Annotated in this window: 22 protein-coding genes; 10 read left to right on the plus strand and 12 right to left on the minus strand. The window is 63.6% G+C overall.

Annotated elements, in window-relative coordinates:
• Window positions 1–29 precede the first annotated feature (29 nt).
• From ACP2YO_RS02345 to ACP2YO_RS02360, 4 genes are all read left to right on the plus strand, one after another.
• Entirely contained in the window at window positions 30–779 is a 750-nt protein-coding gene (locus tag ACP2YO_RS02345; protein WP_426438690.1) for an SDR family oxidoreductase, read from the plus strand.
• 87 nt (window positions 780–866) lie between these two features.
• On the plus strand, window positions 867–2267 hold the full coding sequence (lpdA, locus tag ACP2YO_RS02350; RefSeq protein ID WP_426438692.1) for a dihydrolipoyl dehydrogenase: 1401 nt from the start codon (window positions 867–869) through the stop codon (window positions 2265–2267).
• A 36-nt stretch (window positions 2268–2303) separates the two neighbouring features.
• Entirely contained in the window at window positions 2304–2834 is a 531-nt protein-coding gene (locus tag ACP2YO_RS02355; protein ID WP_426438694.1) for a hypothetical protein, read from the plus strand.
• 230 nt (window positions 2835–3064) lie between these two features.
• A protein-coding gene (locus ACP2YO_RS02360; RefSeq protein WP_426435017.1) for an IS630 family transposase occupies window positions 3065–4014 on the plus strand; the annotation gives its coding sequence in 2 pieces (ribosomal slippage) (window positions 3065–3401 and window positions 3401–4014; 951 coding nt in all).
• A gap of 7 nt (window positions 4015–4021) precedes the next feature.
• Here the strand turns inward: ACP2YO_RS02360 and ACP2YO_RS02365 are convergent.
• Together ACP2YO_RS02365 and ACP2YO_RS02370 are read right to left on the minus strand one after the other, a co-directional pair.
• Window positions 4022–4612, minus strand: a complete 591-nt coding sequence (locus tag ACP2YO_RS02365; protein ID WP_426438695.1) for a DUF4337 domain-containing protein — start codon at window positions 4610–4612, stop codon at window positions 4022–4024.
• A 116-nt stretch (window positions 4613–4728) separates the two neighbouring features.
• Window positions 4729–5700 (minus strand): tyrosine recombinase XerC, encoded by a 972-nt coding sequence (locus ACP2YO_RS02370; RefSeq protein WP_426438697.1) that lies wholly within the window; start codon window positions 5698–5700, stop codon window positions 4729–4731.
• Between the two features lie 115 nt (window positions 5701–5815).
• On the opposite strand from ACP2YO_RS02370, the gene ACP2YO_RS02375 reads away from it, so the two are divergent.
• Window positions 5816–8026 (plus strand): primosomal protein N', encoded by a 2211-nt coding sequence (locus ACP2YO_RS02375; RefSeq protein WP_426438699.1) that lies wholly within the window; start codon window positions 5816–5818, stop codon window positions 8024–8026.
• Between the two features lie 120 nt (window positions 8027–8146).
• Here ACP2YO_RS02375 and ACP2YO_RS02380 read toward each other — a convergent pair whose 3' ends face one another.
• The gene (locus ACP2YO_RS02380; RefSeq protein WP_426438701.1) at window positions 8147–8644 is read right to left on the minus strand and encodes a septal ring lytic transglycosylase RlpA family protein; all 498 of its coding nucleotides are present in this window, start codon (window positions 8642–8644) and stop codon (window positions 8147–8149) included.
• A gap of 630 nt (window positions 8645–9274) precedes the next feature.
• Between ACP2YO_RS02380 and ACP2YO_RS02385 the strand changes: the two genes are divergently transcribed.
• The 5 genes from ACP2YO_RS02385 (at window position 9275) to ACP2YO_RS02405 (ending at window position 14328) form a co-directional block, all read left to right on the plus strand.
• Window positions 9275–9835: a F0F1 ATP synthase subunit delta gene (locus tag ACP2YO_RS02385; RefSeq protein ID WP_426438703.1), complete on the plus strand. Its 561-nt coding sequence runs from the start codon at window positions 9275–9277 to the stop codon at window positions 9833–9835.
• Window positions 9835–11364 carry a F0F1 ATP synthase subunit alpha gene (gene atpA, locus ACP2YO_RS02390; protein ID WP_426438705.1) on the plus strand — a complete coding sequence of 510 codons (1530 nt, stop codon included), beginning with the start codon at window positions 9835–9837 and terminating at the stop codon, window positions 11362–11364. The genes ACP2YO_RS02385 and atpA overlap by 1 nt, the downstream gene beginning before the upstream one ends.
• Window positions 11365–11454: 90 nt before the next feature.
• Window positions 11455–12333 carry a F0F1 ATP synthase subunit gamma gene (locus ACP2YO_RS02395; protein ID WP_426438707.1) on the plus strand — a complete coding sequence of 293 codons (879 nt, stop codon included), beginning with the start codon at window positions 11455–11457 and terminating at the stop codon, window positions 12331–12333.
• Window positions 12334–12359: 26 nt separating this feature from the next.
• On the plus strand, window positions 12360–13802 hold the full coding sequence (gene atpD / locus ACP2YO_RS02400) for a F0F1 ATP synthase subunit beta (RefSeq protein WP_426438709.1): 1443 nt from the start codon (window positions 12360–12362) through the stop codon (window positions 13800–13802).
• A gap of 118 nt (window positions 13803–13920) precedes the next feature.
• Entirely contained in the window at window positions 13921–14328 is a 408-nt protein-coding gene (locus ACP2YO_RS02405; RefSeq protein WP_426438711.1) for a F0F1 ATP synthase subunit epsilon, read from the plus strand.
• Window positions 14329–14406: 78 nt separating this feature from the next.
• On the opposite strand, the gene ACP2YO_RS02410 is transcribed toward ACP2YO_RS02405, so the two are convergent.
• The 9 genes from ACP2YO_RS02410 to ACP2YO_RS02450 form a co-directional block, all read right to left on the minus strand.
• A complete protein-coding gene (locus tag ACP2YO_RS02410; RefSeq protein WP_426438713.1) occupies window positions 14407–14904 on the minus strand; it encodes an RNA pyrophosphohydrolase in 498 nt (165 codons plus the stop codon).
• A 7-nt stretch (window positions 14905–14911) separates the two neighbouring features.
• Window positions 14912–15415 (minus strand): RNA pyrophosphohydrolase, encoded by a 504-nt coding sequence (locus ACP2YO_RS02415; protein WP_426438715.1) that lies wholly within the window; start codon window positions 15413–15415, stop codon window positions 14912–14914.
• 77 nt (window positions 15416–15492) lie between these two features.
• Window positions 15493–16713: a divergent polysaccharide deacetylase family protein gene (locus tag ACP2YO_RS02420; protein WP_426438717.1), complete on the minus strand. Its 1221-nt coding sequence runs from the start codon at window positions 16711–16713 to the stop codon at window positions 15493–15495.
• A 169-nt stretch (window positions 16714–16882) separates the two neighbouring features.
• Window positions 16883–18265, minus strand: coding sequence for a S41 family peptidase (locus ACP2YO_RS02425; protein WP_426438719.1), 1383 nt, complete (start codon window positions 18263–18265; stop codon window positions 16883–16885).
• Window positions 18262–19623: a murein hydrolase activator EnvC family protein gene (locus ACP2YO_RS02430; protein WP_426438721.1), complete on the minus strand. Its 1362-nt coding sequence runs from the start codon at window positions 19621–19623 to the stop codon at window positions 18262–18264. Before ACP2YO_RS02430 ends, ACP2YO_RS02425 begins: the two co-directional genes overlap by 4 nt.
• A 38-nt stretch (window positions 19624–19661) precedes the next feature.
• Window positions 19662–20144, minus strand: coding sequence for a 23S rRNA (pseudouridine(1915)-N(3))-methyltransferase RlmH (gene rlmH, locus ACP2YO_RS02435; RefSeq protein ID WP_426438723.1), 483 nt, complete (start codon window positions 20142–20144; stop codon window positions 19662–19664).
• 128 nt (window positions 20145–20272) lie between these two features.
• Window positions 20273–20626: a ribosome silencing factor gene (gene rsfS, locus ACP2YO_RS02440; protein ID WP_426438724.1), complete on the minus strand. Its 354-nt coding sequence runs from the start codon at window positions 20624–20626 to the stop codon at window positions 20273–20275.
• A gap of 188 nt (window positions 20627–20814) precedes the next feature.
• The gene (locus tag ACP2YO_RS02445; RefSeq protein WP_426438726.1) at window positions 20815–21393 is read right to left on the minus strand and encodes a nicotinate-nucleotide adenylyltransferase; all 579 of its coding nucleotides are present in this window, start codon (window positions 21391–21393) and stop codon (window positions 20815–20817) included.
• A gap of 91 nt (window positions 21394–21484) precedes the next feature.
• A complete protein-coding gene (locus tag ACP2YO_RS02450; RefSeq protein WP_426438728.1) occupies window positions 21485–22777 on the minus strand; it encodes a glutamate-5-semialdehyde dehydrogenase in 1293 nt (430 codons plus the stop codon).
• Window positions 22778–22793: the final 16 nt, after the last annotated feature.

A 22793-nucleotide genomic window follows, 5' to 3' on the forward strand; every position in this document is an offset into this window, starting at 1 on the left:
CGATTGAGCGCACACGCTTGGGGATCAATGTGACGGATAAGGTCGTTGTCATCACCGGCGGCAGTCGCGGTATCGGCCGTGCCGCCGCGCTTGCCGCCGCGGCGCGCGGATATCGTGTCGTCGTCGGCTATGCCTCCAACCGGGCGGCCGCCAACGAAGTCGTTGCCACCATCGAAGCGAAGAACGGCAAGGCGATCGCGGTGAAATGCGACGTCGGCAGCGAGCAGGACATCCTGGCGCTGTTCAAGGCCGCCGACGCTTTCGGAACGCTCGGTGCTCTCGTTAATAACGCCGGCATTGTCGGCAAGAGCGGTGTGCGTGTCGACGAGATGTCGGCCGAGCGAATCCAGCAAATGATGGCGGTCAATGTCACTGGCAGCATTTTGTGCGCACGCGAGGCAGTGAAGCGCATGTCGACCAGGCACGGGGGCAACGGCGGCGTGATCGTCAATCTGTCTTCGGTCGCGGCCCGCCTCGGCGCGCCGAACACCTATGTGGACTATGCCGCCTCCAAAGGCGCGATCGATTCCTTCACGGTAGGCCTTGGCCATGAAGTCGCGGGTGAAGGTATCCGCGTCGCCGGCATTCGCCCCGGTCTGATCGACACTGATATTCATGCCGCAGGCGGTGAGCCGGATCGTGCGCATCGGCTTGCCCATATGGTGCCGATGAAGCGCGTCGGCACTGCCGACGAAATCGCCAACGCCATCGTCTGGTTGATCTCGGACGAGGCTTCCTATGTCACCAGCGCGATCCTCGACGTGTCGGGCGGTCGCTAAGGCATGATCCGAAAAAGTGGGAACCGGTTTTTCGAAAAGATCATGCTGATCTAACTGTCACAGAGTTTAGCTACAGGACCTTCCATCATGGCTTCTTACGATCTCGTCGTCATCGGCACCGGACCTGGCGGCTACGTCTGCGCGATACGCGCGGCGCAGCTCGGCATGAAGGTCGCGGTGGTCGAGAAGAACGCAACGCTCGGCGGCACCTGTCTCAATGTCGGCTGCATGCCGTCGAAGGCGCTGCTGCATGCCTCCGATATGTTCGAGGAAGCCGCGCATACTTTCGCGAAGATGGGTGTCAGCGTCTCGGCGCCGAAGCTCGATCTGCCGGCGATGATGAACTTCAAGCAGCAGGGCATTGACGGCAACGTCAAGGGCGTCGATTTCCTGATGAAGAAGAACAAGATCGACGTGCTCAAGGGCACCGGCAAGATCCTCGGGACCGGCAAGGTCGAAGTCTCGGGTGACGGCAAGACCGAGATCGTCGAGACCAAGAACATCGTGATCGCCAGCGGCTCCGACATCGCGCGGCTGAAGGGAATCGATATCGACGAGAAGCGCATCGTATCGTCGACCGGAGCGCTGTCGCTCGAGAAAGTGCCTTCGAAGCTCTTGATCGTCGGCGCCGGCATCATCGGGCTCGAACTCGGCTCGGTCTGGCATCGCCTCGGTGCGCAAGTCACTGTCGTCGAATTTCTCGATCGCATCCTGCCCGGCATGGATGGCGAGATCGCTAAGCAATTCCAGCGCCTGCTCGAGAAGCAGGGTTTCGTCTTCAAGCTGGGCGCCAAGGTCACTTCGGTCGATACGTCAGGCAAGACACTGTCGGTCAAGGTTGAGCCCGCCGCGGGCGGAGCCGCCGAGACGTTCGAAGCCGACGTCGTGCTGGTCTGCATCGGCCGCGTGCCCTACACCGAGGGCCTTGGGCTCAAGGAAGCCGGTGTTGCGCTCGACAATCGCGGCCGCGTCGAGATCGACGCGCACTTCTCGACCAATCTGAAAGGCGTCTACGCGATCGGCGACGTTGTCGCGGGCCCGATGCTGGCGCACAAGGCGGAAGACGAAGGCGTTGCCTGCGCGGAGACCATCGCGGGCCTGGCCGGCCACGTGAACTACGACGTTATTCCAGGCGTTGTGTATACCACGCCGGAAGTGTCGTCGGTCGGCAAGACCGAGGAAGAGCTCAAGCAGGCAGGCGTCGCCTATACTGTCGGCAAGTTTCCCTTCACCGCGAACGGCCGCTCCAAGGTCAACCAGACCACCGACGGCTTCGTGAAGGTTCTCGCAGATGCGAAGACCGATCGGGTGCTCGGGGTGCATATTATCGGCCGCGAAGCCGGTGAAATGATCCACGAAGCCTGCGTTCTGATGGAATTCGGCGGTTCAGCCGAAGATCTCGCGCGCACCTGCCACGCTCATCCGACCCGGTCGGAAGCGATCAAGGAAGCCGCGCTTGCGGTGGGCAAACGCGCCATCCATATGTGATCGATGTCCGGCGTCCGCCGGGTAGAGATGACATCGATGCTGCGCCGCCTGCTTCAGCCGTTCTGGATACTGCTTGCGATCATTTTCCTGATCGAGGCTTGGCTATGGGATCACCTTGAGCCAATCGTGGCGCGAGCCGTGGCGTGGATCCCGCTGCGCGCGTTCAAGCAATGGCTGGCCGAGCGGGTCGACACGCTGTCGCCGGCGATGACGTTGATCGTGTTCGTCGTTCCGATCGTTCCGCTGTTTCCGCTCAAGCTGGTCGGGCTGTGGCTGCTGACCCACGAATACTGGCTCGCCGCGATCTCGACGATCCTATTCGCGAAACTCCTCGGCGTCGGTGTCACCGCCTTCATTTTCGACGTGACACGGCCGAAGCTGTTGCAGATGCCCTGGTTCGAGGCGCTCTATAATTTCGTGATGTCGATGCGCGCCAAGGCCTCCGCCATGGTCGAGCCGGTCAAGCAGCGCCTCCTCGAGATCGTGCGCGGCGATGGTGACGGCTGGTCGGCGCGCATGCTGCGCCTGATTGCGCGCTTCCGCAAAAGCGTGCATCAGGCGCGCTGATTGCATATCGAGCGGCGCGCGCCGCTCTTCCAGACCTAGAGCGTCTTCGAGCGAAGTGGACGCCGGTTCGCGTGAAGAAAACGCGTCAAAACAAGAATCTAGAGCTTCGGTTCTGATTCAATCAGAACCGAAAATGCTCTAGAGCATTTTCACAATTGGTGGAATCGGAGGATTCCCAGCGCGGTTGCTCCATGATTCAGTTTCCGCATTGATTCGAGGCGGAGGCTTTGATGGGAGCACCTTATTCTCAAGATTTGCGTGAACGGGTCATTTCCGTCGTCGACGGCGGAATGGGAGCGTATCAGGCAGCGCCGCTGCTGCGGGTCAGCGTTTCCTACATTTACAAGGCGCTGGGGCGTTGGCGGGCGACTGGCGAGACGACGGCTCGCCCGTCGGGCCGCGGGCCGGCTCCGAAACTTGCTGCTCACGATGAAGCGCTGCGCCAGCGGATCGTGCACAAGCCAGACGCCACGCTGGAGGAGATCCGGGCGTGGCTGCTGGCCACGCACGACGTGAAGGTCAGTATCGGCTGCTTGTGGAAGCGCCTGCGCCAGCTCGGCCTGACGCTCAAAAAAAGTCACTGAGAGCTGCGGAGCAAGATCGGGCCGATGTCGCCGAGGCGCGTGTGGAATGGCGCGCCGGTCAGGCGGAATTGAGCCCGGAGCGCCTGGTCTTCATCGACGAGAGCGGCGCGTCCACCAAAATGACCCGGCTTTACGGCCGCTGCGCGCGCGGCAAGAGGCTCGTTTGCACAGTCCCGCACGGCCATTGGAAAACAACCACCTTCGTCGGAGCTTTGCGCCAGGACGGCATGACCGCGCCGTGCGTCTTCGACGGCCCGATGAACGGCGAGACATTCCTCGCCTGGGTCGAGCAGTTCCTCGTTCCGACGCTGCGGTCGGGCGACATTGTCGTGATGGACAATCTGTCGAGCCACAAGGTCAGGGGCGTCCGCGAAGCCATTGAGGCGGCCGGTGCGATGTTGCGCTATCTGCCGCCATACAGCCCGGACCTCAATCCGATCGAGCAGTTCTTCGCCAAATTAAAGTCCCTGCTGCGCAAGGCAGGCGCACGAACTCTCGAAGCCCTCGACAACGCAATCGCCGACGCCCTTACCCGCTTCTCGCCAACAGAATGCCTGAACTTTCTCGCCGATGCCGGTTATCGTCACCAACCATGAAAACGCTCTAGTGCAGTGGCAGGAGATGCGGCTGGAAGATGCCCAGCACCGTCATTGCAATGCCCGCAAGTGTCAGGATGCCCGACACCCAGGCCAATGCCGCGATGCCCGTGATGATGGTCGCGGAAGCCAGCACGATGCCGATCTGAAAGGCGGCGGAGGCGAGTTCGAAATGGTGATATTTCGCCGTTGCGAGATCGCGCTCCTCCTCGGCGTGCTTGGCGCGCTCGGACAGCTGGTCCTGACCCTCGCCGGTTTCCGGCTCCGAACGATAGCGCGCCGCGGTCTTCTGCCAGCTGTCGATCTGCTTCTGTAGCGCCGCCTTGGTCGCATCGTCCATCGCGGTGGTGAGGCTGAGCTTGCCCTGCTCGGCCGCGGTCTGCACGTTGGTGCGGCGGATGCTCTTGGCCTGGAAGAAGGCCCAGAGGTTGGAGGCCTCGACATTCTTGCTGATCGATTCAGTCTGCGCGCCCTTGCCGAGCGTTTCCGACAGCGCCAAGCACAGCGCAATGACGGCGATCAGCAGTGCGATCTTCCTGTTCTCGCTGGACGCATGCTCGGCATGCTCCGCGTGCTCCATACTCTCATGTGCGCTCATGATTCCCCCTCCGGATGAGACCGGGGCACGATTGCCGAATGCGGCCTTCAACGCAAGGGGCGGATCGTTTATGGCGGCTGGATGAACAGGAACGGCGTCGGCGTTCGACGCGCCGGTCAGCCGCGCGGATGCGCGGAGCGGTAGACTGCGAGCAGGCGTTCGCTGTCGATGCCGGTGTAGATCTGCGTCGTCGACAGCGACGCGTGACCGAGCAATTCCTGGATCGCGCGCAAGTCGCCGCCGCGGCTGAGCAGGTGCGTGGCAAAGGAGTGCCGCAGCGCATGCGGCGTCGCGCTGTCGGGCAAGCCGAGCGCGCCGCGCAACCGTTCCATCGTGAGCTGGATGATTCGCGGGCTTAAGGGACCGCCACGTGCGCCGACAAACATCGGGCCGGTCGGCGGCAACGAGTGCGGGCAGATCGCGGCGTAGTCGGCGATCAGTTGCAGCACGTTCTGCAGCACCGGCACCATGCGGGTCTTGTTGCCCTTGCCGGTCACGATGAGCACGTCGCCTTCCCCGGGTTTCGGCACGTCGCGGCGCTTCAGTCCCAGCGCTTCGGAGATGCGTAAGCCCGAACCATAGAGCAGCGCCATGACGGCGGCGTCGCGTGCGAGGATCCAGGTCTCCCGCGTTTCACCGGCGCGCTCGTCGGCATCGGTGAAGCGTTTTGCCGCTTCCATATGGATCGGCTTCGGCAGGCTCTTGGCGACCTTTGGCGCACGAATGGCGGAGAGCGCGCCGACCTTGCCCTTGCCCTCGCGTTCCAGGAAGCGCCCGAACGAGCGCAAGCCGGCCAGCGCCCGCATCAGCGATCGCCCGCCGATTTCCTCAGCGCGCCGCATCGCCATGAAGGCGCGAACATCGGTGGCCTCAAGCGCCGCAAAGGCCGCAAGCGTGACCCGTGTGCCCCAATGTTCGGCCAGGAAGGCCAGGCATTGGCGGACGTCGCGGGCATAGGCCTCCAGCGTCTTCGGCGACAGCCGCCGCTCGGCGCGCAGGTGCGACAGCCAGCGCGTCATCTGAAGCGTGACGGTCTCGTCGGCGCAGTCGAGTTCGACCGCTTGAATCGGCTGGTCTGTCCGGGTCATGTCCGCGTCTTGATATCCAAGTCTTGGGACTGTTGGTCCTGCGATTCTCCTGATTATATCGCACTTCTTTCGTTTACCGTTCGCTAAGGCCACGAAGCGTCAAAGTTCTTATCCTATGGACCACACCACGCGCAGCAGCACGGCCTCCACATCGGCGACTCGAATCGTCGATGTGCTGGTGCCAGTCGCACTGAACCAGACCTATTCCTACCGCGTCCCGCGCGGCATGGAGCTCGCGCCGGGCGACGTGATCTGCGTGCCGCTGGGGCCGCGCGAGGTCGTCGCGGTGGTGTGGGCGGAGAATGCGAATCCCGACCCACGGCTGCACAATCGGCTCAAGGATGTCGGCGAGAAGCTCGATGTACCGCCGTTGCGGGCGGAACTGCGCCAGCTCGTCGATTGGGTATCCAATTACACGTTGTCGGCCCGTGGCATGGTGCTGCGGATGTCGTTGCGCATGGGCGAGAATCTCGGGCCCGAGCGCACCCGCCTCGGTGTGCGCCTGGTCGGCGAGCCGCCGCGGCGCCTGACGCCGGCGCGGCGGCGGTTGATCGACGTGCTGTCGGACGGGCTGTTGCACGGCAAGTCGGAGGCGGCGCGGGAGGCCGGCGTCAGTTCCGGCGTGGTCGACGGCCTGGTCGACGAGGGCACGCTGATGGTCGAGGCGATGCCGCCACCGCCGGCACCGCCGCCTCCGGATCCGTCCTACATGCAACCGGATTTCTCGCGCGAGCAACGCAGTGCGGTCGACGCGATGCGGACATTGGCGGCGAGCGGCAGCTTCCATGTCGCACTGCTTGATGGCGTCACCGGCTCCGGCAAAACCGAGGTCTATTTCGAGGCGATCGCCGAAAACATCCGCTGCGGCAAACAGTCGCTGATTCTGATGCCGGAAATCGCGCTGACCGGCCAATTCCTCGATCGCTTCGCGCAACGTTTCGGCGTGCGGCCGCTTGAATGGCACTCGGAGCTGACGCCGCGCACGCGTGCGCGGAACTGGGCGGCGATCTCGGAAGGCAAGGCGCCGGTCGTGATCGGGGCCCGCTCGGCGCTGTTCCTGCCCTATGCCGATCTCGGGCTCATCATCGTCGATGAGGAGCACGATCAGGCCTACAAGCAGGACGAGGGCGCGCATTATCACGCACGCGACATGGCGGTGGTCCGAGCGCATATCGCGAAAATCCCGATCATACTGGCCTCCGCCACGCCGTCGGTCGAAAGCGAGGTCAATGCGCGCAAGGGACGCTACCAGCGCGTCGCGCTGCCGTCGCGGTTCGGCGGCCAGCACATGCCGCATATCGAGGCGATCGATATGCGCCGCGCGCCGCCGCCGCGCGGCCGTTTCATCTCGCCGCCGCTCGCCGAGCAGATCCGTTACGCGATCGAGCGCCGCGAACAGGCGCTGTTGTTTCTCAACCGCCGCGGCTATGCGCCGCTGACGCTGTGCCGCGCCTGCGGCCATCGCTTTGCCTGCACGATCTGCGACGCCTGGCTGGTCGATCATCGCTTCCGCCAGCGGCTGGTCTGTCACCATTGCGGCTTCTCGATGCCGCGCCCGAACATCTGTCCGCATTGCGCCGCGGAGGAATCGCTGGCCGCCGTCGGCCCCGGCGTCGAGCGTCTGCAGGAGGAGGCGGCCAGCATCTTTCCCGAGGCCCGCACCATGGTGCTGTCGAGCGATCTGATCACCTCGATCGAGACCATGCGCAGCGAGTTGAATGAGATCGCCGCGGGACGCGTCGATATCATCATCGGCACGCAGCTGGTGGCGAAGGGGCATAATTTTCCGCGGCTCAATCTGGTCGGCGTGGTCGACGCCGATCTGGGTTTAAGCAATGGCGATCCGCGCGCCGCCGAGCGGACGTTCCAGCTCCTGAACCAGGTGATCGGTCGGGCCGGCCGCGATCAGGGTCGCGGTGTTGGCTATTTGCAGACCCATCAGCCTGAGCATCCCGTGATGAAGGCGTTGATCGCGAACGACCGCGAGGCGTTTTACGCCAGCGAGATCGATATCCGGGAACGCACCGGCTATCCGCCGTTCGGCCGGCTGGCGAGCCTGATCATCTCTGCCGGCGACCGTCCCACGGCCGAAGGCTTTGCGCGCAAGCTTGCCGCCGTCGCGCCACTCGACGAGCGGATCCAGGTGCTCGGCCCCGCCGAAGCGCCGCTTGCGGTGATCAAGGGGCGGTATCGCTTCCGCCTGCTGGTGAAGTCGCTGCGCAATGTCGACCTGTCGCAATATTTGCGCGATTGGCTGGCGGTAGGTCCCAAGACCAAGGGCAATCTGAAGCTCGAGGTCGACGTCGATCCGCAGAGCTTTCTGTAAACAGAAAAGCCTGCCGTCATTTGCGACGGCAGGCCTTTGGAGCGCGAAAGAGACTTCGCGACCGTTACGCTACGCAACGCTTACCGAACAGATTGAGCGGAAAACGGCGTCAGGAACGTCTTAGGAGACGACCTCGGCGGTGACGCGGCCGACGCCGGCTCCGGTCAGGCCGATGGCGCGGGCTGCGCCGGTGGAGAGGTCGAGCACGCGGCCGCGGACGAACGGGCCGCGATCGTTGATGGTGACGACGACGCTGTGGCCACCATGGGTGACGCGGAGCTTGGTGCCGAAGGGCAGCGATCGATGGGCCGCCGTCATGGCATTCTGGTTGAAGTGCTGGCCGGAAGCGGTGCGGCTGCCGGATTCATTGCCGTAAAAGGAAGCCATTCCCGAGAACGTGTGGCCGCCGCCGGTCGGCTGGGCGATCGAAGCATTGGCATCCCGCCAGGACGACCCCTCGGCCTCGGCGCGATGATGGTGATGGTAGCGATGATGGTGGTGCCTGGACTTTGCGGACGCCTCAGTGACGCTGCCGCCGACCAGGAGAGTTGCGGCAACAAAAGCAACCGCCGTGCGCGACTGGGTTACATTTCCCAGCGCTTTCTTGATATTCGCCATAGATTAAGACCCTCAGACAGTATTGCCGCGAATGCGACAAGTGGAACCCCCGTCCCGCAGTTGACCGGGGCCGTTTGGTTGCGCAATGAGGCGTGAATTGGGCAGTAATTCCGGATTGTCTCCGGTTGAAACATCTTGTTACCCCGCGGGGTATTCAAACGAGGTTCCGTAATATTGGCCGTTAACTAATTTTTAACCAATACAATACTTACCAATACTGATTAGTGGAGCGATGATAAGTTTTCGGTAAGTAATCGCCAAATGGAGTTCGAGACCCGCGTTTGGTTCCCGCGGGTTCGCTCATGGCCTCATGCAAATTTTTGCTGGAACCAATCCGGATCGGATGAAAGCCGGAGACGCGACGGCAAATTCCCGCGCACAGAATTTCTTGATTCGGTCGGTGACGAGGCTCGCCAAAAAGCCCATGCGACAAGGCAGGGCCGACACTGCCGTCATGTTGCACCTGCGCGTATGCTATGTTAGCAAAGCCGCGATTTTAACGATCCCGGCACGTCCTGTGCCGGTCGAAAATCGAAGTCCCGCTTGAATTCCAAGGGCTTGGATCGCTAGGCGCTGCTTTGGTGGCGACGGTTTTTCCCTTGCGAGTTTGACAGCAAAAAGAGCGAGCTCGTGGCTGCTGAAGATCCGTCCGTTTCGGGAGTGTCCGGTCGTTATGCAACGGCCTTGTTCGAGTTGGCGCGCGACGAAAAATCCGTCGATGAAGTGAAGGCCGATCTCGAGCGATTCGAGGCCTTGCTTACCGAGAGTGCCGACCTCAGCCGTCTCGTGCGCAGCCCGGTGTTCTCGGCGGAGGCCCAGTTGAGGGCTCTGACCGCGGTGCTCGACAAGGCCGGAATCTCCGGTATCTCGGCAAAATTCCTGAAGGTGCTCACGGCCAATCGCCGGCTGTTTGCCGTGACCGACGTGATCCGGGCCTATCGCGCGCTGGTGGCAAAGTTCAAGGGTGAGGCGACCGCCGAAGTCACCGTTGCCGAACCGCTAAATGACAAGAATCTCGACGCGCTGAAGACCGCACTGAAATCAGTGACGGGCAAAGACGTCGCGCTCAACGTGAAAGTCGATCCCTCCATTATCGGTGGCCTGGTGGTCAAGCTCGGCAGCCGCATGGTGGATAGTTCGCTTCGCACCAAACTCAATTCGATCAAGAACGCGATGAAAGAGGCAGGCTGATGGACATCCGCGCCGCGGAAATTTCCGCGATCCTCAAGGACCAGATCAAGAATTTCGGCCAGGAAGCCGAGGTCACTGAAGTTGGACAGGTGCTGTCGGTCGGTGACGGTATCGCCCGCGTCTACGGCCTCGACAACGTCCAGGCCGGCGAAATGGTCGAGTTCGAGAACGGCACGCGCGGCATGGCGCTGAACCTCGAAACCGACAACGTCGGTATCGTGATCTTCGGTGGCGACCGCGAGATCAAGGAAGGCCAGACCGTCAAGCGGACCCGCGCCATCGTGGATGCGCCGATCGGCAAGGGGCTGCTCGGCCGCGTCGTCGACGCGCTCGGCAACCCGATCGACGGCAAGGGGCCGATCCAGGCCACCGAACGCAAGCGCGTCGACGTCAAGGCGCCCGGCATCATTCCGCGCAAGTCGGTGAACGAGCCGATGGCCACCGGCCTGAAGGCGATCGATGCGCTGATCCCGATCGGCCGCGGCCAGCGCGAGCTGATCATCGGCGACCGCCAGACCGGCAAGACCGCGATCGCGCTCGACACCATCCTGAATCAGAAGTCGCTCAACGCTCAGCCGGACGAGAACCTCAAGCTGTATTGCGTCTACGTCGCGATCGGCCAGAAGCGCTCCACCGTCGCGCAGTTCGTCAAGGTGCTCGAAGAGCAGGGCGCGCTGGAATACTCGATCATCGTCGCGGCCACCGCGTCCGATCCGGCGCCGATGCAGTACATCGCGCCGTTCACCGCCTGCACTATGGGCGAGTACTTCCGCGACAACGGCATGCATGCCGTGATCATCTATGACGATCTGTCCAAGCAGGCCGTCGCTTACCGCCAGATGTCGCTGCTGCTGCGCCGGCCGCCGGGCCGCGAAGCCTATCCGGGCGACGTGTTCTACCTGCATTCCCGCCTGCTCGAGCGTGCCGCCAAGCTCAACAAGGACCATGGTTTGGGTTCGCTGACGGCGCTGCCGGTCATCGAAACCCAGGCCAACGACGTGTCGGCCTACATTCCTACCAACGTGATTTCGATCACCGATGGCCAGATCTTCCTGGAGACCGATTTGTTCTTCCAGGGCATCCGTCCCGCGGTGAACGTCGGTCTGTCGGTGTCGCGCGTCGGTTCGTCGGCGCAGACCAAGGCGACCAAGAAGGTCGCCGGCAAGATCAAGGGCGAGCTCGCGCAGTACCGCGAAATGGCGGCGTTCGCGCAGTTCGGCTCCGATCTCGACGCCTCGACCCAGCGCCTGCTCAACCGCGGCTCGCGCCTGACCGAGCTGTTGAAGCAGCCGCAGTTCTCGCCGCTGAAGATGGAAGAGCAGGTTTGCGTGATCTGGGCCGGCACCAACGGCTATCTCGACCCGCTGCCGCTCAACAAGGTGAAGGCGTTCGAGGACGGCCTGTTGTCGCTGCTGCGGGGCAAGAACGTCGAAATCCTCAACGCGATTCGCGAGAGCCGCGATCTGTCTGACGACACCGCCGCCAAGCTGAAGTCGGTGGTCGATGGCTTCGCCAAGACCTTTGCGTAATTGGGACACCGTCCGGCCTGCGGCCGGACGTGACGAATGGAGAGGCTTGCGATCTGACCCCTGCGGTCGGATTGCCGGGGTGGGCGAAGAATGGCGTCACTGAAAGACATGCGGGTCCGCATCGCCTCAACCAAGGCGACGCAGAAGATCACCAAGGCCATGCAGATGGTCGCGGCCTCCAAGCTGCGCCGCGCGCAGAATGCCGCCGAAGCGGCGCGGCCGTATGCCGAGAAGATGGACGCGGTGATTTCCAACATCGCCGCCGCGGCTGCCAGTTCGCCCGGCGCGCCGGCGCTGCTGGCGGGCACGGGCAAGGACGAGGTGCATCTCTTGCTGGTCTGCACCGGCGAGCGCGGCCTGTCAGGCGCCTTCAACTCGGCCATCGTGCGCCTGGCGCGCGAGCGCGCGCTGTCGCTGATTGCGCAGGGCAAAGACGTCAAGTTCTTCTGTGTCGGCCGCAAGGGCTACGAGCAGCTGCGGCGAACCTTCGAAAAGCGGATCGTCGAACATCTCGACCTGCGTTCGGTGCGCCAGCTCGGCTTCGTCAACGCCGAGGACATCGCCAACAAGGTGCTGGCGCGGTTCGAAGCCGGTGAGTTCGATGTCTGCACACTGTTCTATTCGCGCTTCCAGTCGGTGATCGCGCAGATTCCGACCGCGCAGCAGATCATCCCGCTGGAAGTGGCAGCGCCTGCCGCCAACGCGGCTCCCTCCACGTCCTATGAGTACGAGCCGGAAGAGGACGAGATCCTCAGTACCCTGCTGCCGCGCAACCTCGCGGTGCAGGTCTTCCGCGCGCTGCTTGAGAACAACGCCTCGTTCTATGGCGCGCAGATGAGCGCAATGGACAGCGCTACGCGGAACGCCGGCGAGATGATCCGCAAGCAAACCCTGATCTACAACCGTACCCGTCAGGCCCAGATCACGAAGGAGCTGATTGAAATCATCTCCGGCGCTGAGGCGGTCTAAGGCAGATTTTCGAAGGAGAACAGTCCATGGCTACAGCAGCCAACCAGAACGGTCGCGTTACCCAGGTCACCGGCGCCGTGGTCGACGTGCAGTTCGAAGGCCACCTTCCGGCGATTCTGAACGCGCTCGAGACCAAGAACGGCGGCAACCGCCTGGTGCTCGAAGTCGCGCAGCATCTCGGCGAGTCGACGGTGCGTACCATCGCGATGGATATTACCGAGGGTCTGGTGCGCGGCCAGGAAGTGACTGACACCGGCTCGCCGATCCAGGTGCCGGTCGGTGAAGGCACGCTTGGCCGCATCATCAACGTCATCGGCGAGCCGATCGACGAGGCGGGTCCGATCGAGTCCGAAGGCCTGCGCGCCATCCATCAGGAAGCGCCGAGCTATACCGATCAGTCGACGGAAGCCGAAATCCTCGTCACCGGCATCAAGGTCGTCGATCTGCTCGCGCCTTACGCCAAGGGCGGCAAGATCGGCCTGTTCGGCGGCGCCGGCGTCGGCAAGACCGTGCTGATTCAGGAGCTGATCAACAACGTTGCGAAGGCGCACGGCGGTTACTCGGTGTTCGCCGGCGTCGGCGAGCGCACCCGCGAAGGCAACGACCTCTATCACGAGTTCATCGAATCGAAGGTCAACGCCGACCCGCACAATCCGGATCCGAGTGTGAAGTCGAAATGCGCGCTGGTGTTCGGCCAGATGAACGAACCGCCGGGCGCCCGCGCCCGCGTCGGCCTCACCGGTTTGACCGTTGCCGAGCATTTCCGCGACCAGGGCCAGGACGTGCTGTTCTTCGTCGACAACATCTTCCGCTTCACTCAGGCGGGCTCGGAAGTGTCGGCGCTGCTCGGCCGTATTCCGAGCGCCGTGGGCTATCAGCCGACGCTCGCGACCGACATGGGCGCGCTGCAGGAGCGCATCACCACCACCCAGAAGGGTTCGATTACTTCGGTGCAGGCGATCTACGTGCCGGCCGACGATTTGACCGACCCGGCGCCCGCCACCTCGTTCGCGCACTTGGACGCCACCACGGTGTTGTCGCGCGCGATCTCGGAAAAGGGCATCTATCCGGCGGTGGATCCGCTCGACTCGACTTCGCGCATGCTGTCGGCGCTGGTCGTTGGTGAGGAGCACTACAACACCGCGCGTGTCGTTCAGCAGATCCTGCAACGCTACAAGTCGCTGCAGGACATCATCGCCATTCTTGGCATGGACGAATTGTCGGAAGAGGACAAGCTGACGGTGGCCCGCGCCCGCAAGGTCGAGCGCTTCCTGTCGCAGCCGTTCCACGTCGCCGAAATCTTCACCGGCTCGCCCGGCAAGTTCGTCGACCTCGTGGATACCATCAAGGGCTTCCGTGATCTCTGTGCCGGCAAGTACGACCATCTGCCGGAAGCGGCTTTCTACATGGTCGGTACCATCGAAGAAGCCGTCGAGAAGGGCAAGAAGCTGGCCGCCGAGGCAGCGTAAGCTTCGCGAATGGCGAATAGGGAGTGGCGAATAGGGAAAGAATGACGAGCGTATTCGCTACTCGCCATTCGCTATTCGCCTCTCACCAGTCGAAACCAGTCTGAACTGCGGGCGCCCCATGGCCACCTTCCATTTCGATCTCGTCTCTCCCGAAAAGCTCTCCTTCTCCGGCGAGGTCGATCAGGTTGACGTCCCCGGCGTGGAAGGCGATTTCGGCGTGCTCGCCGGACACGCTGCGGTCGTCGCCACGATTCGTCCGGGCATCCTGACGATCATCACCGCCGGAAAGCGCGAGAAGGTCATCGTGCTTGGTGGTCTTGCCGAGATGTCGGAGAAGGGCCTCACCGTGCTCGCCGACGTCGCCACCGCGATTGCGGATCTCGATCGTGCCAAGTTCTCGGAGACGATCAACGAAATGCAGGAGAAGCTCTCCGAGAAGGAAGGCTCCGAGCTCGATCATGCGATCGAGCGGCTCGATCACTTCAAGAGCATCCAGCACGAGGTCAACGCGACGGCGATGCATTAGGCCGTCGCCGGCCTTCGTCTTCACGAGCAAAATCTGAACAAGTCAGCGCTCGCCGGCGCGGCGCATCCCTGCTCCGGATTAGCCGGCGAATTCCGCAAAGTGTGCGGCAACCGCGCGATAGATGTCGCGGCGGAACGGGACCACGAGATCGGCGACATGGTCGAGGCGCTCCCAGCGCCATTGATCGAACTCTGCGGGCTGACCGTTGCGCGGCGTCAGCGGATCGATCTCGTCGTCATGTCCGGTGAAGCGGAGCGCGAACCATTTCTGCCGCTGCCCACGGAATTTCGCCAGCCGGTGCGAAGGGTCGTCATGGGGCGGGAATTCGTAGGTCATCCAATCGGTCTCGCCGAGATAATCGGCGCTGACCACCCCGGTCTCTTCCCAGAGTTCGCGCATGACGGCCTGACGCGGGTCCTCGCCCTCGTCGATGCCGCCTTGCGGCATCTGCCATTCGAGGCCGGGCAGGACGATCTCCGGTCCGTCATCCCTGAATCGATGGCCGATCAGCACGCGTCCCGCAGCGTTGAACAGCGCGATACCCACGTTGGGACGATAGGGTTTGCTCGATGACATGGCGGCGTTACTGGGCTGCCAGTCCGGCGAACTCCTTCACCACGCGCTCATAGACCGGGCGCTTGAACGGCACGATCAGCTCGGGAAGGTTCTTCATCGGCTCCCAGCGCCAGGAGACGAACTCCGCCTTGTGTCCGCCGCCGGGATTGGCGACGTTGATCTCGTTGTCCTTGCCGGTGAAGCGCAGTGCGAACCACTTCTGCCGTTGCCCGCGATAGCGGCCCTTCCAGGCCCTCCCTGCGACGGTGCGCGGAATGTCATAGATCAGCCAGTCCGGGACCTCGCCGAGCTTCTCCACCGATTTGACGCTGGTCTCTTCGTAGAGTTCGCGCCTGGCGGCCTGAAACGTCTCCTCGCCCGGATCGACGCCGCCTTGCGGCATCTGCCAGACATGGGTGTCATCGACATGTTCGACTCCGCCCGCGCGGCGCCCGATGAACACCAGCCCGGCCGCATTCAAGAGCATGATGCCGACGCAGGTCCGATAGGGCAGGTCTTCGTAACGTGCCATGCCGCCGATACCTCGCACTCTTGGGGCCGCCGACCCGCCCCCCGGCAAGGTCTGAAGTAGCACCAACGAACTGATCTTTAGCCTGATTTTGATTTGAGCATGGCCGTTGTCAATGGCACAAGCATGATGCCCTTGGAGTCCAGCGTCTTGATCCAGGCACTCAGCCGCTCGATCGAGACCGGCAGGGCCGAGGCGACGCCTACGGCCGTACCGCGTTCCTTGGCAAGCGTCTCCAGCTTGACCAGCGTGCGGTCGATTTCCGCGGAGGTCGGCACCGCATCGATGGTGAAATCGGCCTTGGCGAACGGCATGGCCTGGCCCGCAGCCAGCGACTGGGCGACGCTGCGTGGGGTGGAACCGTCGTCGAAATAACCAAGGCCGCGCTTGGCCGCCTCGCGGACGATCGGCTGCATCACGGGGTCGGTCGCAACGAAGCGGGCGCCCATGAAATTGGCGATGCCGGCATAGCCCTGCAGGCGGCTCAGGTGCCAATAGAGGCGGTCGAGGTTCTGTTCGCTGTTGAGCGAGGTCAACAGGGTCTGCGGCCCCGGATCGTTGTCAGGATAGTCGAACGGTTCCATCGGGATCTGCAGCAGGATCTCGTGGCGCTGCATCCGGGCGCGTTCGGCGAGCTTGCCGGGGTCGGCCCCATAGGGGGTGAAGGCCAGCGTCACGGCCGGTGGCAGCTTCACGATGGCGTCGGCGGTCTTGGCGGCGCCGACGCCGAGGCCGCCGACGACAATGGCCACCACGGGCATTCTGGCGGCCTTGGCGCGGTCGGCGTCGGCGGCATAGACCGTGAAGGGTTTCAGGCCATCGGCTACCACCGGAATCATGCCGTAGCGCGATTTTTCCAGCAGACGTTGGTCGATGCCCGTCATCATCGGGGGCGGCGTGTCGCCGTCGGACTTGTCGGTTTTGTCGGCGGGATCGCCGGCGCCGATGACCACATCCTGGTGCTTGCCGCTGGAGCCATCGATGATGGTTACGGTCTTGGCGTCGCTGGCGGCGACCGGCGGCTTGGGCGTGGTGGATTTGGCTGTCGGCTCGGTCTGGCCGGCCGGCGCCTGCTTGTCGGCCCCTGCAACCGTTTCGGCCTTGCGGAGTGCGACATGGGCGACCGGCTCGCCTCCGAGCGGATTGTCGTTGAACAGCGCAATGCCGACGAAGCCGACCAGCACCAGCCCAAGCAGCACGGCGAACGCCTGCGTCGCCGTGAACGGCAGGCGAAGCCGGCGCGTCTTGCCCACGGTCTTCTGCCCAAGCGGCGTGCTTAGTTCGTCGGCCGCCTCTGCCATGGCCCTCCCCGAATCAACAGCGCGAACGATAGCACGATGCGGTGCGTTCCCGCGCGCGGGGCGGCCCCCGTCAGAGCCCGGTGATGCCGGGGGCGAGGTCCAGATACAAAAAGGGCGGCCCGAGGGCCGCCCTTTCGTCAAATCGGTCTTGCCGGGATCAGTTCCGGGATCAGTTCGAAGACTTCTCGGCCGGCTTGTCCGCAGCGGCCTTGTCGCCGGGCGCCGTAGCAGGCGCTGCCGGCGGTGCCGCATTCGAGGTCGACTTGATGCCATGCAGCAGGTCGTCGGCCATCTTCAGCGCCTTGTCGTCCTTGGCATCCGGCGGCACGTAGGACTGCGAGCCGGTCTTCTCATCGCCATCGTTCTTCAGATGGCCGCGCAGCGAGGCCTCGCCCTTGGTGCTGGTGTCGGTCCGTGCCCTCAGCTCATCCGGCACGTCCTGCAGCACTTCGATGTCGGGCACGATGCCCTTGGCCTGGATCGACTTGCCCGACGGCGTGTAATAGCGCGCCGTGGTCAGGCGCAGCGCGCCGTTGCCCGAGCCGAGCGGGATGATGGTCTGCACCGAGCCCTTGCCGAACGAGCGCGTGCCGACCAGCGTCGCACGCTTGTGGTCCTGCAGCGCACCGGCAACGATTTCGGAGGCCGACGCCGAACCGCCGTTGATCAGCACGATGACCGGCTTGCCCTTGGTCAGGTCGCCTGGATGAGCGGCGCGGCGCTGCGTCTCCTCGGCGTTGCGTCCGCGGGTCGAGACGATCTCGCCGCGCTCCAGGAACGCGTCGGAGACCGTGACCGCTTCCTCGAGCAGGCCGCCGGGGTTGTTTCTGAGATCGATGATGTAGCCCTTCAGCTTGTCGCCGATCTGGCCCTGCAGATTGGCGACCTCCTTCTTCAGGCCTTCGGTGGTCTGCTCGTTGAAGGTGGTGATGCGGATATAGGCGATATCGTCGGCCTCGACGCGGGCGCGCACCGAGCGGACGCGGATGTTGTCGCGCACCAGCGTAACGTCGATCGGATTGTCCTGCCCCTTGCGGATGATCTTGAGCTTGATCTTGGTGTTGACCGGCCCGCGCATCTTCTCGACGGCCTGGTTCAGGGTCAGGCCCTGCACGGCCTCGTCGTCGAGATAGGTGATGATGTCATTGGCCATGACGCCGGCCTTGGAGGCGGGAGTGTCGTCGATCGGCGAGACGACCTTGATCAGGCCGTCTTCCATGGTGACTTCGATGCCGAGGCCGCCAAACTCGCCGCGGGTCTGCACCTGCATGTCGCGGAAGCTCTTGGCGTCCATGTAGCTCGAATGCGGATCGAGGCCGGACAGCATGCCAGAGATCGCGGATTCGACCAGCTTGCTGTCGTCGGGCTTCTCGACATAGTCACTGCGCACGCGCTCGAACACGTCGCCGAACAGATTGAGCTGGCGATAGGTGTCAGAGGTCGCGGCGCGCGCGCTCGATCCGATCAGCACCGCGCGGGGCTGCGTGATGAACAGCGTCAATGCCGCGCCGGTGGCGGCGCTGAGGAGAATTACAGAAGTCTTGCGCATCATCCGCGAACCTTTTCGCCTTCATTTGCGGCCCACCATGGACCTGGATCGATTGGAGTGCCGTCTTTCCGGAACTCGACATAGAGCACTGGCTGGCTCGCGCTGGTCGCCAGAATGGATGCAACCTGGGATGTCGACCCCATCGTCGCGACCGGCTCCCCCGTTAGCACAAACTGGCCGATGTTTACCGAAATCCGCTCCATCCCGGCGATCAGGACATGATACCCGCCACCGGCATTGAGGATCAAGAGTTGTCCGTAGCTGCGGAAAGGACCGGCGTAAACTACCCATCCGTCACACGGGGTTGTGACCTGCGCACCGGCTTTGGCGGCCAAAGAAATGCCTTTTTGTACGCCACTGCCCCCGTCGGAACCGCCAAAATCGCGAATCTTGGTGCCATTCACGGGGTAGGCGAACAGGCCCTTGGCCGAGGCGAAGGCGACCGCCGGGCTGAGCCGGCCCTGGTCCTTGAAGGCCCCCAGATTCGGCTTGCCGTTGACCGTCGCTGGCGCGCCCTGGAGGCTCGCCGTGGCGGCGGCCTTGGCCGCGCTCTTGAGATCCTGCTCCATTTTCGCGATCAGGCCCTGCAGGCTGTCGACCTGCTTGGACAGCGCAATGGCGCGGGTGCCCTCCGCCTCCATATCCTTCTCGGCCGCGCTCTGCTGCCGCTGCCGTTCATCGACCAGTGCCGCGAGGCGGGTCTGATCGTCCTTGAGCTTGTCGCGGTCATGCGACAGCGCATCGCGTTCGGTCGAGATGGTCTTGCGGAGCGCGACCAACTCGCCGAGGTCTGTGGCGAGCTTCTGCGCGCGTCCGCGCAATTCCGGCACCACCGCGCCGAGCAGCATCGCGGTGCGCAGCGATTGCAGCGCATCCTCTGGCCGCACCAGCAGCGCCGGCGGCGAGCGCCTGCCTGCGCGCTGAAGCGCGGCGAGCACCTCGATGATCTCGGCGCGGCGTGAGTCGAGCGAGGTGCGGATTTCGCGCTCGCGGACGTCGAGCGGCTGCAGGCGCTGCTCGGTTTCCGCGATCCGGGTCTCGACGCCACGCACCTGGCCCGCGATATCGATCAACTGTTGATTGAGCTTGCTGCGGTCCTGGCCGATCGCCGCGATATCGGCTTTCAGCTTATCCTGCAGTTCGGCCGCCTTGCGCTGTTGCTCGCGCGCGGCCTCGAGCTCCTGCTCGCGCTGCTTGATGGCGTCCGGCGATGTTGCGGCCTGTTGCGCCGGCGGTGTCGCTTGCGCATGCGCGGGTGCCGGCGGACTGGCGGCGAGCAGGGTAATTGAAAGGAGCGATACGGGCAGCCAGCCGCGGCTGATGGCGTCGGGGTACGAAAGCATGTCCCGCTTGTGCTGCATCCGATTTATTCAGCGTTCTCGACTGTCCATCACGGCACTCAGGTGCGGTGATAGGGGTGGCCGGCCAGAATGGTCGCGGCACGATAGATCTGTTCCAGAAGCATGATGCGAACCATTTGATGCGGCCAGGTCGCCGAGCCGAACGCAATACGCAAGCCAGCCTTGCGCTGCAAATCGGGCGAAAGTCCGTCCGCACCGCCGATCATGAAGACGGCATTGGCGCTTCCATCGTCACGCCAGCGGCCGAGCTGCCCGGCAAAGCTTGCGCTATCGATGCTCTTGCCGCGTTCATCGAGCGCCACGAGCGTGTATTTGTCGGGCATCAGCGCCGAGATGGCGGCAGCCTCTTCGGCGATGCGCGCGCCAGCGTCGCGCGCGCGGCTTTCCGCAATTTCATGGATCTCGAGGCCGCGAAAGCCGAGCTTGCGGCCAATGTCGTCGAAGCGCTCGCGGTAACGCTCGGCGAGCTCCCGTTCCGGGCCCTGTTTCAGACGGCCGATGCAGATCACGACGAGGCGCATAATAGCGTTTTCCGGCAAAGTGGTAACCGGTTTGCCGCAGAAAACGCGTCAAGCCTAAGACTCGCGCGCCTGTGGCGCGCGTGCAGACTAGCTGCGCTGCAGCCGATTCGCATCGGCTTCGATACGCCTTAGACCGCCGCGACCGCCGGGTTCTGAGTCCACAACCGTTCGAGATTGTAGAACTCACGGACCTCGGGTCTGAACACGTGCACGATCACGTCGCCGGAATCGATCAGCACCCAGTCGCAATTGGACAAGCCCTCGACGTGGACGCTTTTGATCCCGTTTTCCTTCAGGCTCTTCGTTACATTCTCCGCGATCGCACCGACGTGCCGGTTGGCCCGGCCCGAGGTGACGATCATGTAGTCGGAATATGCCGATTTGCCGCGAAGGTCGATGGTGACCGTTTCTTCCGCCTTCATGTCGTCGAGGCGGGAGAGGATCAGGTTCAGCGTCTTGTCGGCGTCGGGTTGCGCCTTCAAGGCCGCGGTTTTCGTCGATGTTTTACGCGCAGTTTTGGGAACCTTGGGTAAAACAGACTTTGACAATACAGATGTGGCCAGGGACCATTCCTTTCACTGTATCGCGGGGGCCGAATCCTCGGCGCCCACGCACCATTCTACGCATGTGGGGTTAATGGTTTCAACATTCCAGTAACCCTTTACGCCCTTCACGCCGTCCTCCAGCTCCCATCCGGGTTCCGAAGGCCGGTCGAAGACAGATTGGATTTCATGCCGGTCAGGAAAACCCAGGCCGGGGCTTGCTGATCGGCCAGCCGGATCGCCTGATTTTCGGGCATGCGATAGCGCGCGAGCGCCTGCGCCGCCGGTGCGGCAAGAGCGCGAAAGCTTTCGGGGGGACGGTCGATCACGGCAATCGGCACATCCGAGGCGATGCGCCGCCAATCTTTCCAGCGATGGAATTGCGCGAGGTTGTCAGCGCCCATGATCCAGACAAAGTGCACGCCAGAGACGCGGCGGCGCAAATGGATGATCGTGTCGACAGTGTAGCGCGTGCCAATGACAGCTTCGAGACAACTGATGTCGATGCGCGGGTCGTCGGCGGTGCGGCGCGCGGCGTCCGCCCGCTCGGCGAGTGCGTGCAGGCCGTTGTGATCCTTCAACGGATTGCCTGGCGTCAACAACCACCAGACCCGATCGAGCTGCAGACGCTTGAGCGCGAACAGGCTGATGGCACGATGCGCGGCGTGCGGCGGATTGAAGGAGCCGCCGAGCAGCCCGATGCGCATGCCGTTGGTGTAGAACGGAATGGCGCGGGCTGCGGTTCGCTGCGCGGTCGAAGCTTGCTGCAATGGCTTTACCGCACGCGTCGGAGGATGATCACGGCCGGGTCTGTCCGGTGCCGTGGACGCGATATTTGAAGCTCGTCAACTGCTCGGCGCCGACCGGGCCGCGGGCGTGGAATTTGCCGGTCGCGATTCCGATCTCGGCGCCGAAGCCGAACTCGCCGCCGTCGGCGAACTGCGTCGAGGCGTTGTGCAGCACGATCGCGGAGTCGACCTCGCTGAGAAATCTTTGCGCGGCCGCGGCATCTTCCGTCACGATCGCATCGGTGTGATGCGAGCCGTGATTTTGAATATGTGCGATCGCTTCATCAAGGCCATCGACGATCTTCGCCGAGATGATCGCGTCCTCATATTCGGTATCCCAATCCTCGTCGGACGCCGGCTTCACCCTGGCATCGGCGCCTTGCACCGTTTCGTCGCCGCGCACCTCGCAGCCGGCATTGATCAGCATCTCGATGAGCGGTTTCAGGCTCGTCGGAGCTGCCGTTCGATCCACCAGCAAGGTCTCCGCAGCGCCGCAGACGCCTGGGCGGCGCATTTTGGCGTTGAGCACGATCTTCTTTGCCATTTCGAGATCGGCCGAATGATCGACATAGACGTGGTTGACGCCTTCAAGATGCGCGAACACGGGTACTCGCGCTTCCGCCTCCACGCGCGCAACCAGGCTCTTGCCGCCACGGGGCACGATCACGTCGATGCCGCCGTTCAATCCCATGAGCATCAAACCGACGGCCGCGCGGTCACGGGTCGGCACCAGGGTGATCGCGGCTTCCGGCAGGCCGGCTTCGCGCAAGCCCTGCACCAGACAGTCATGGATCGCTCGGCAGGAGCGGAAGCTGTCGGAGCCACCGCGCAGGATCACGGCATTGCCCGCCTTCAGGCACAGCACGCCGGCGTCGGCCGCGACATTGGGGCGGCTTTCGAAGATCACGCCGATTACGCCGAGCGGCACGCGCACGCGCTCGATGGTCATGCCGTTCGGACGCTGCCAGCTCTCGGTGACGGCGCCGACCGGATCAGGAATCTCGCGCACGGTTGCAACGCCGTCGGCCATGCCGGCAATGCGTGCCTGCGTCAGCGTCAGGCGGTCGACGAATGCCGAGGTCATGCCGGCTGCGCGCGCCTCCGTGACATCCTCGGCATTGGCGGTGAGGATGGCCGGTGCGTTGGTACGGATCGCACGTTCAATGGCCACGAGCGCCTTGTTCTTCTGCTCTGGCGGCGCCAGCGCCAGCACGCGCGCGGCGGCGCGCGCCTTGGCGGCGAGGTCGGTCATCAAGGCAGAGAGATCGGCGTTGCCGTCGATCGCCTTCAGCGGCGCGGTCATGGACGTCCCAGCTTTA

This window comes from Bradyrhizobium genosp. P (assembly GCF_049949265.1).
Classification (GTDB): Bacteria; Pseudomonadota; Alphaproteobacteria; order Rhizobiales; family Xanthobacteraceae; genus Bradyrhizobium.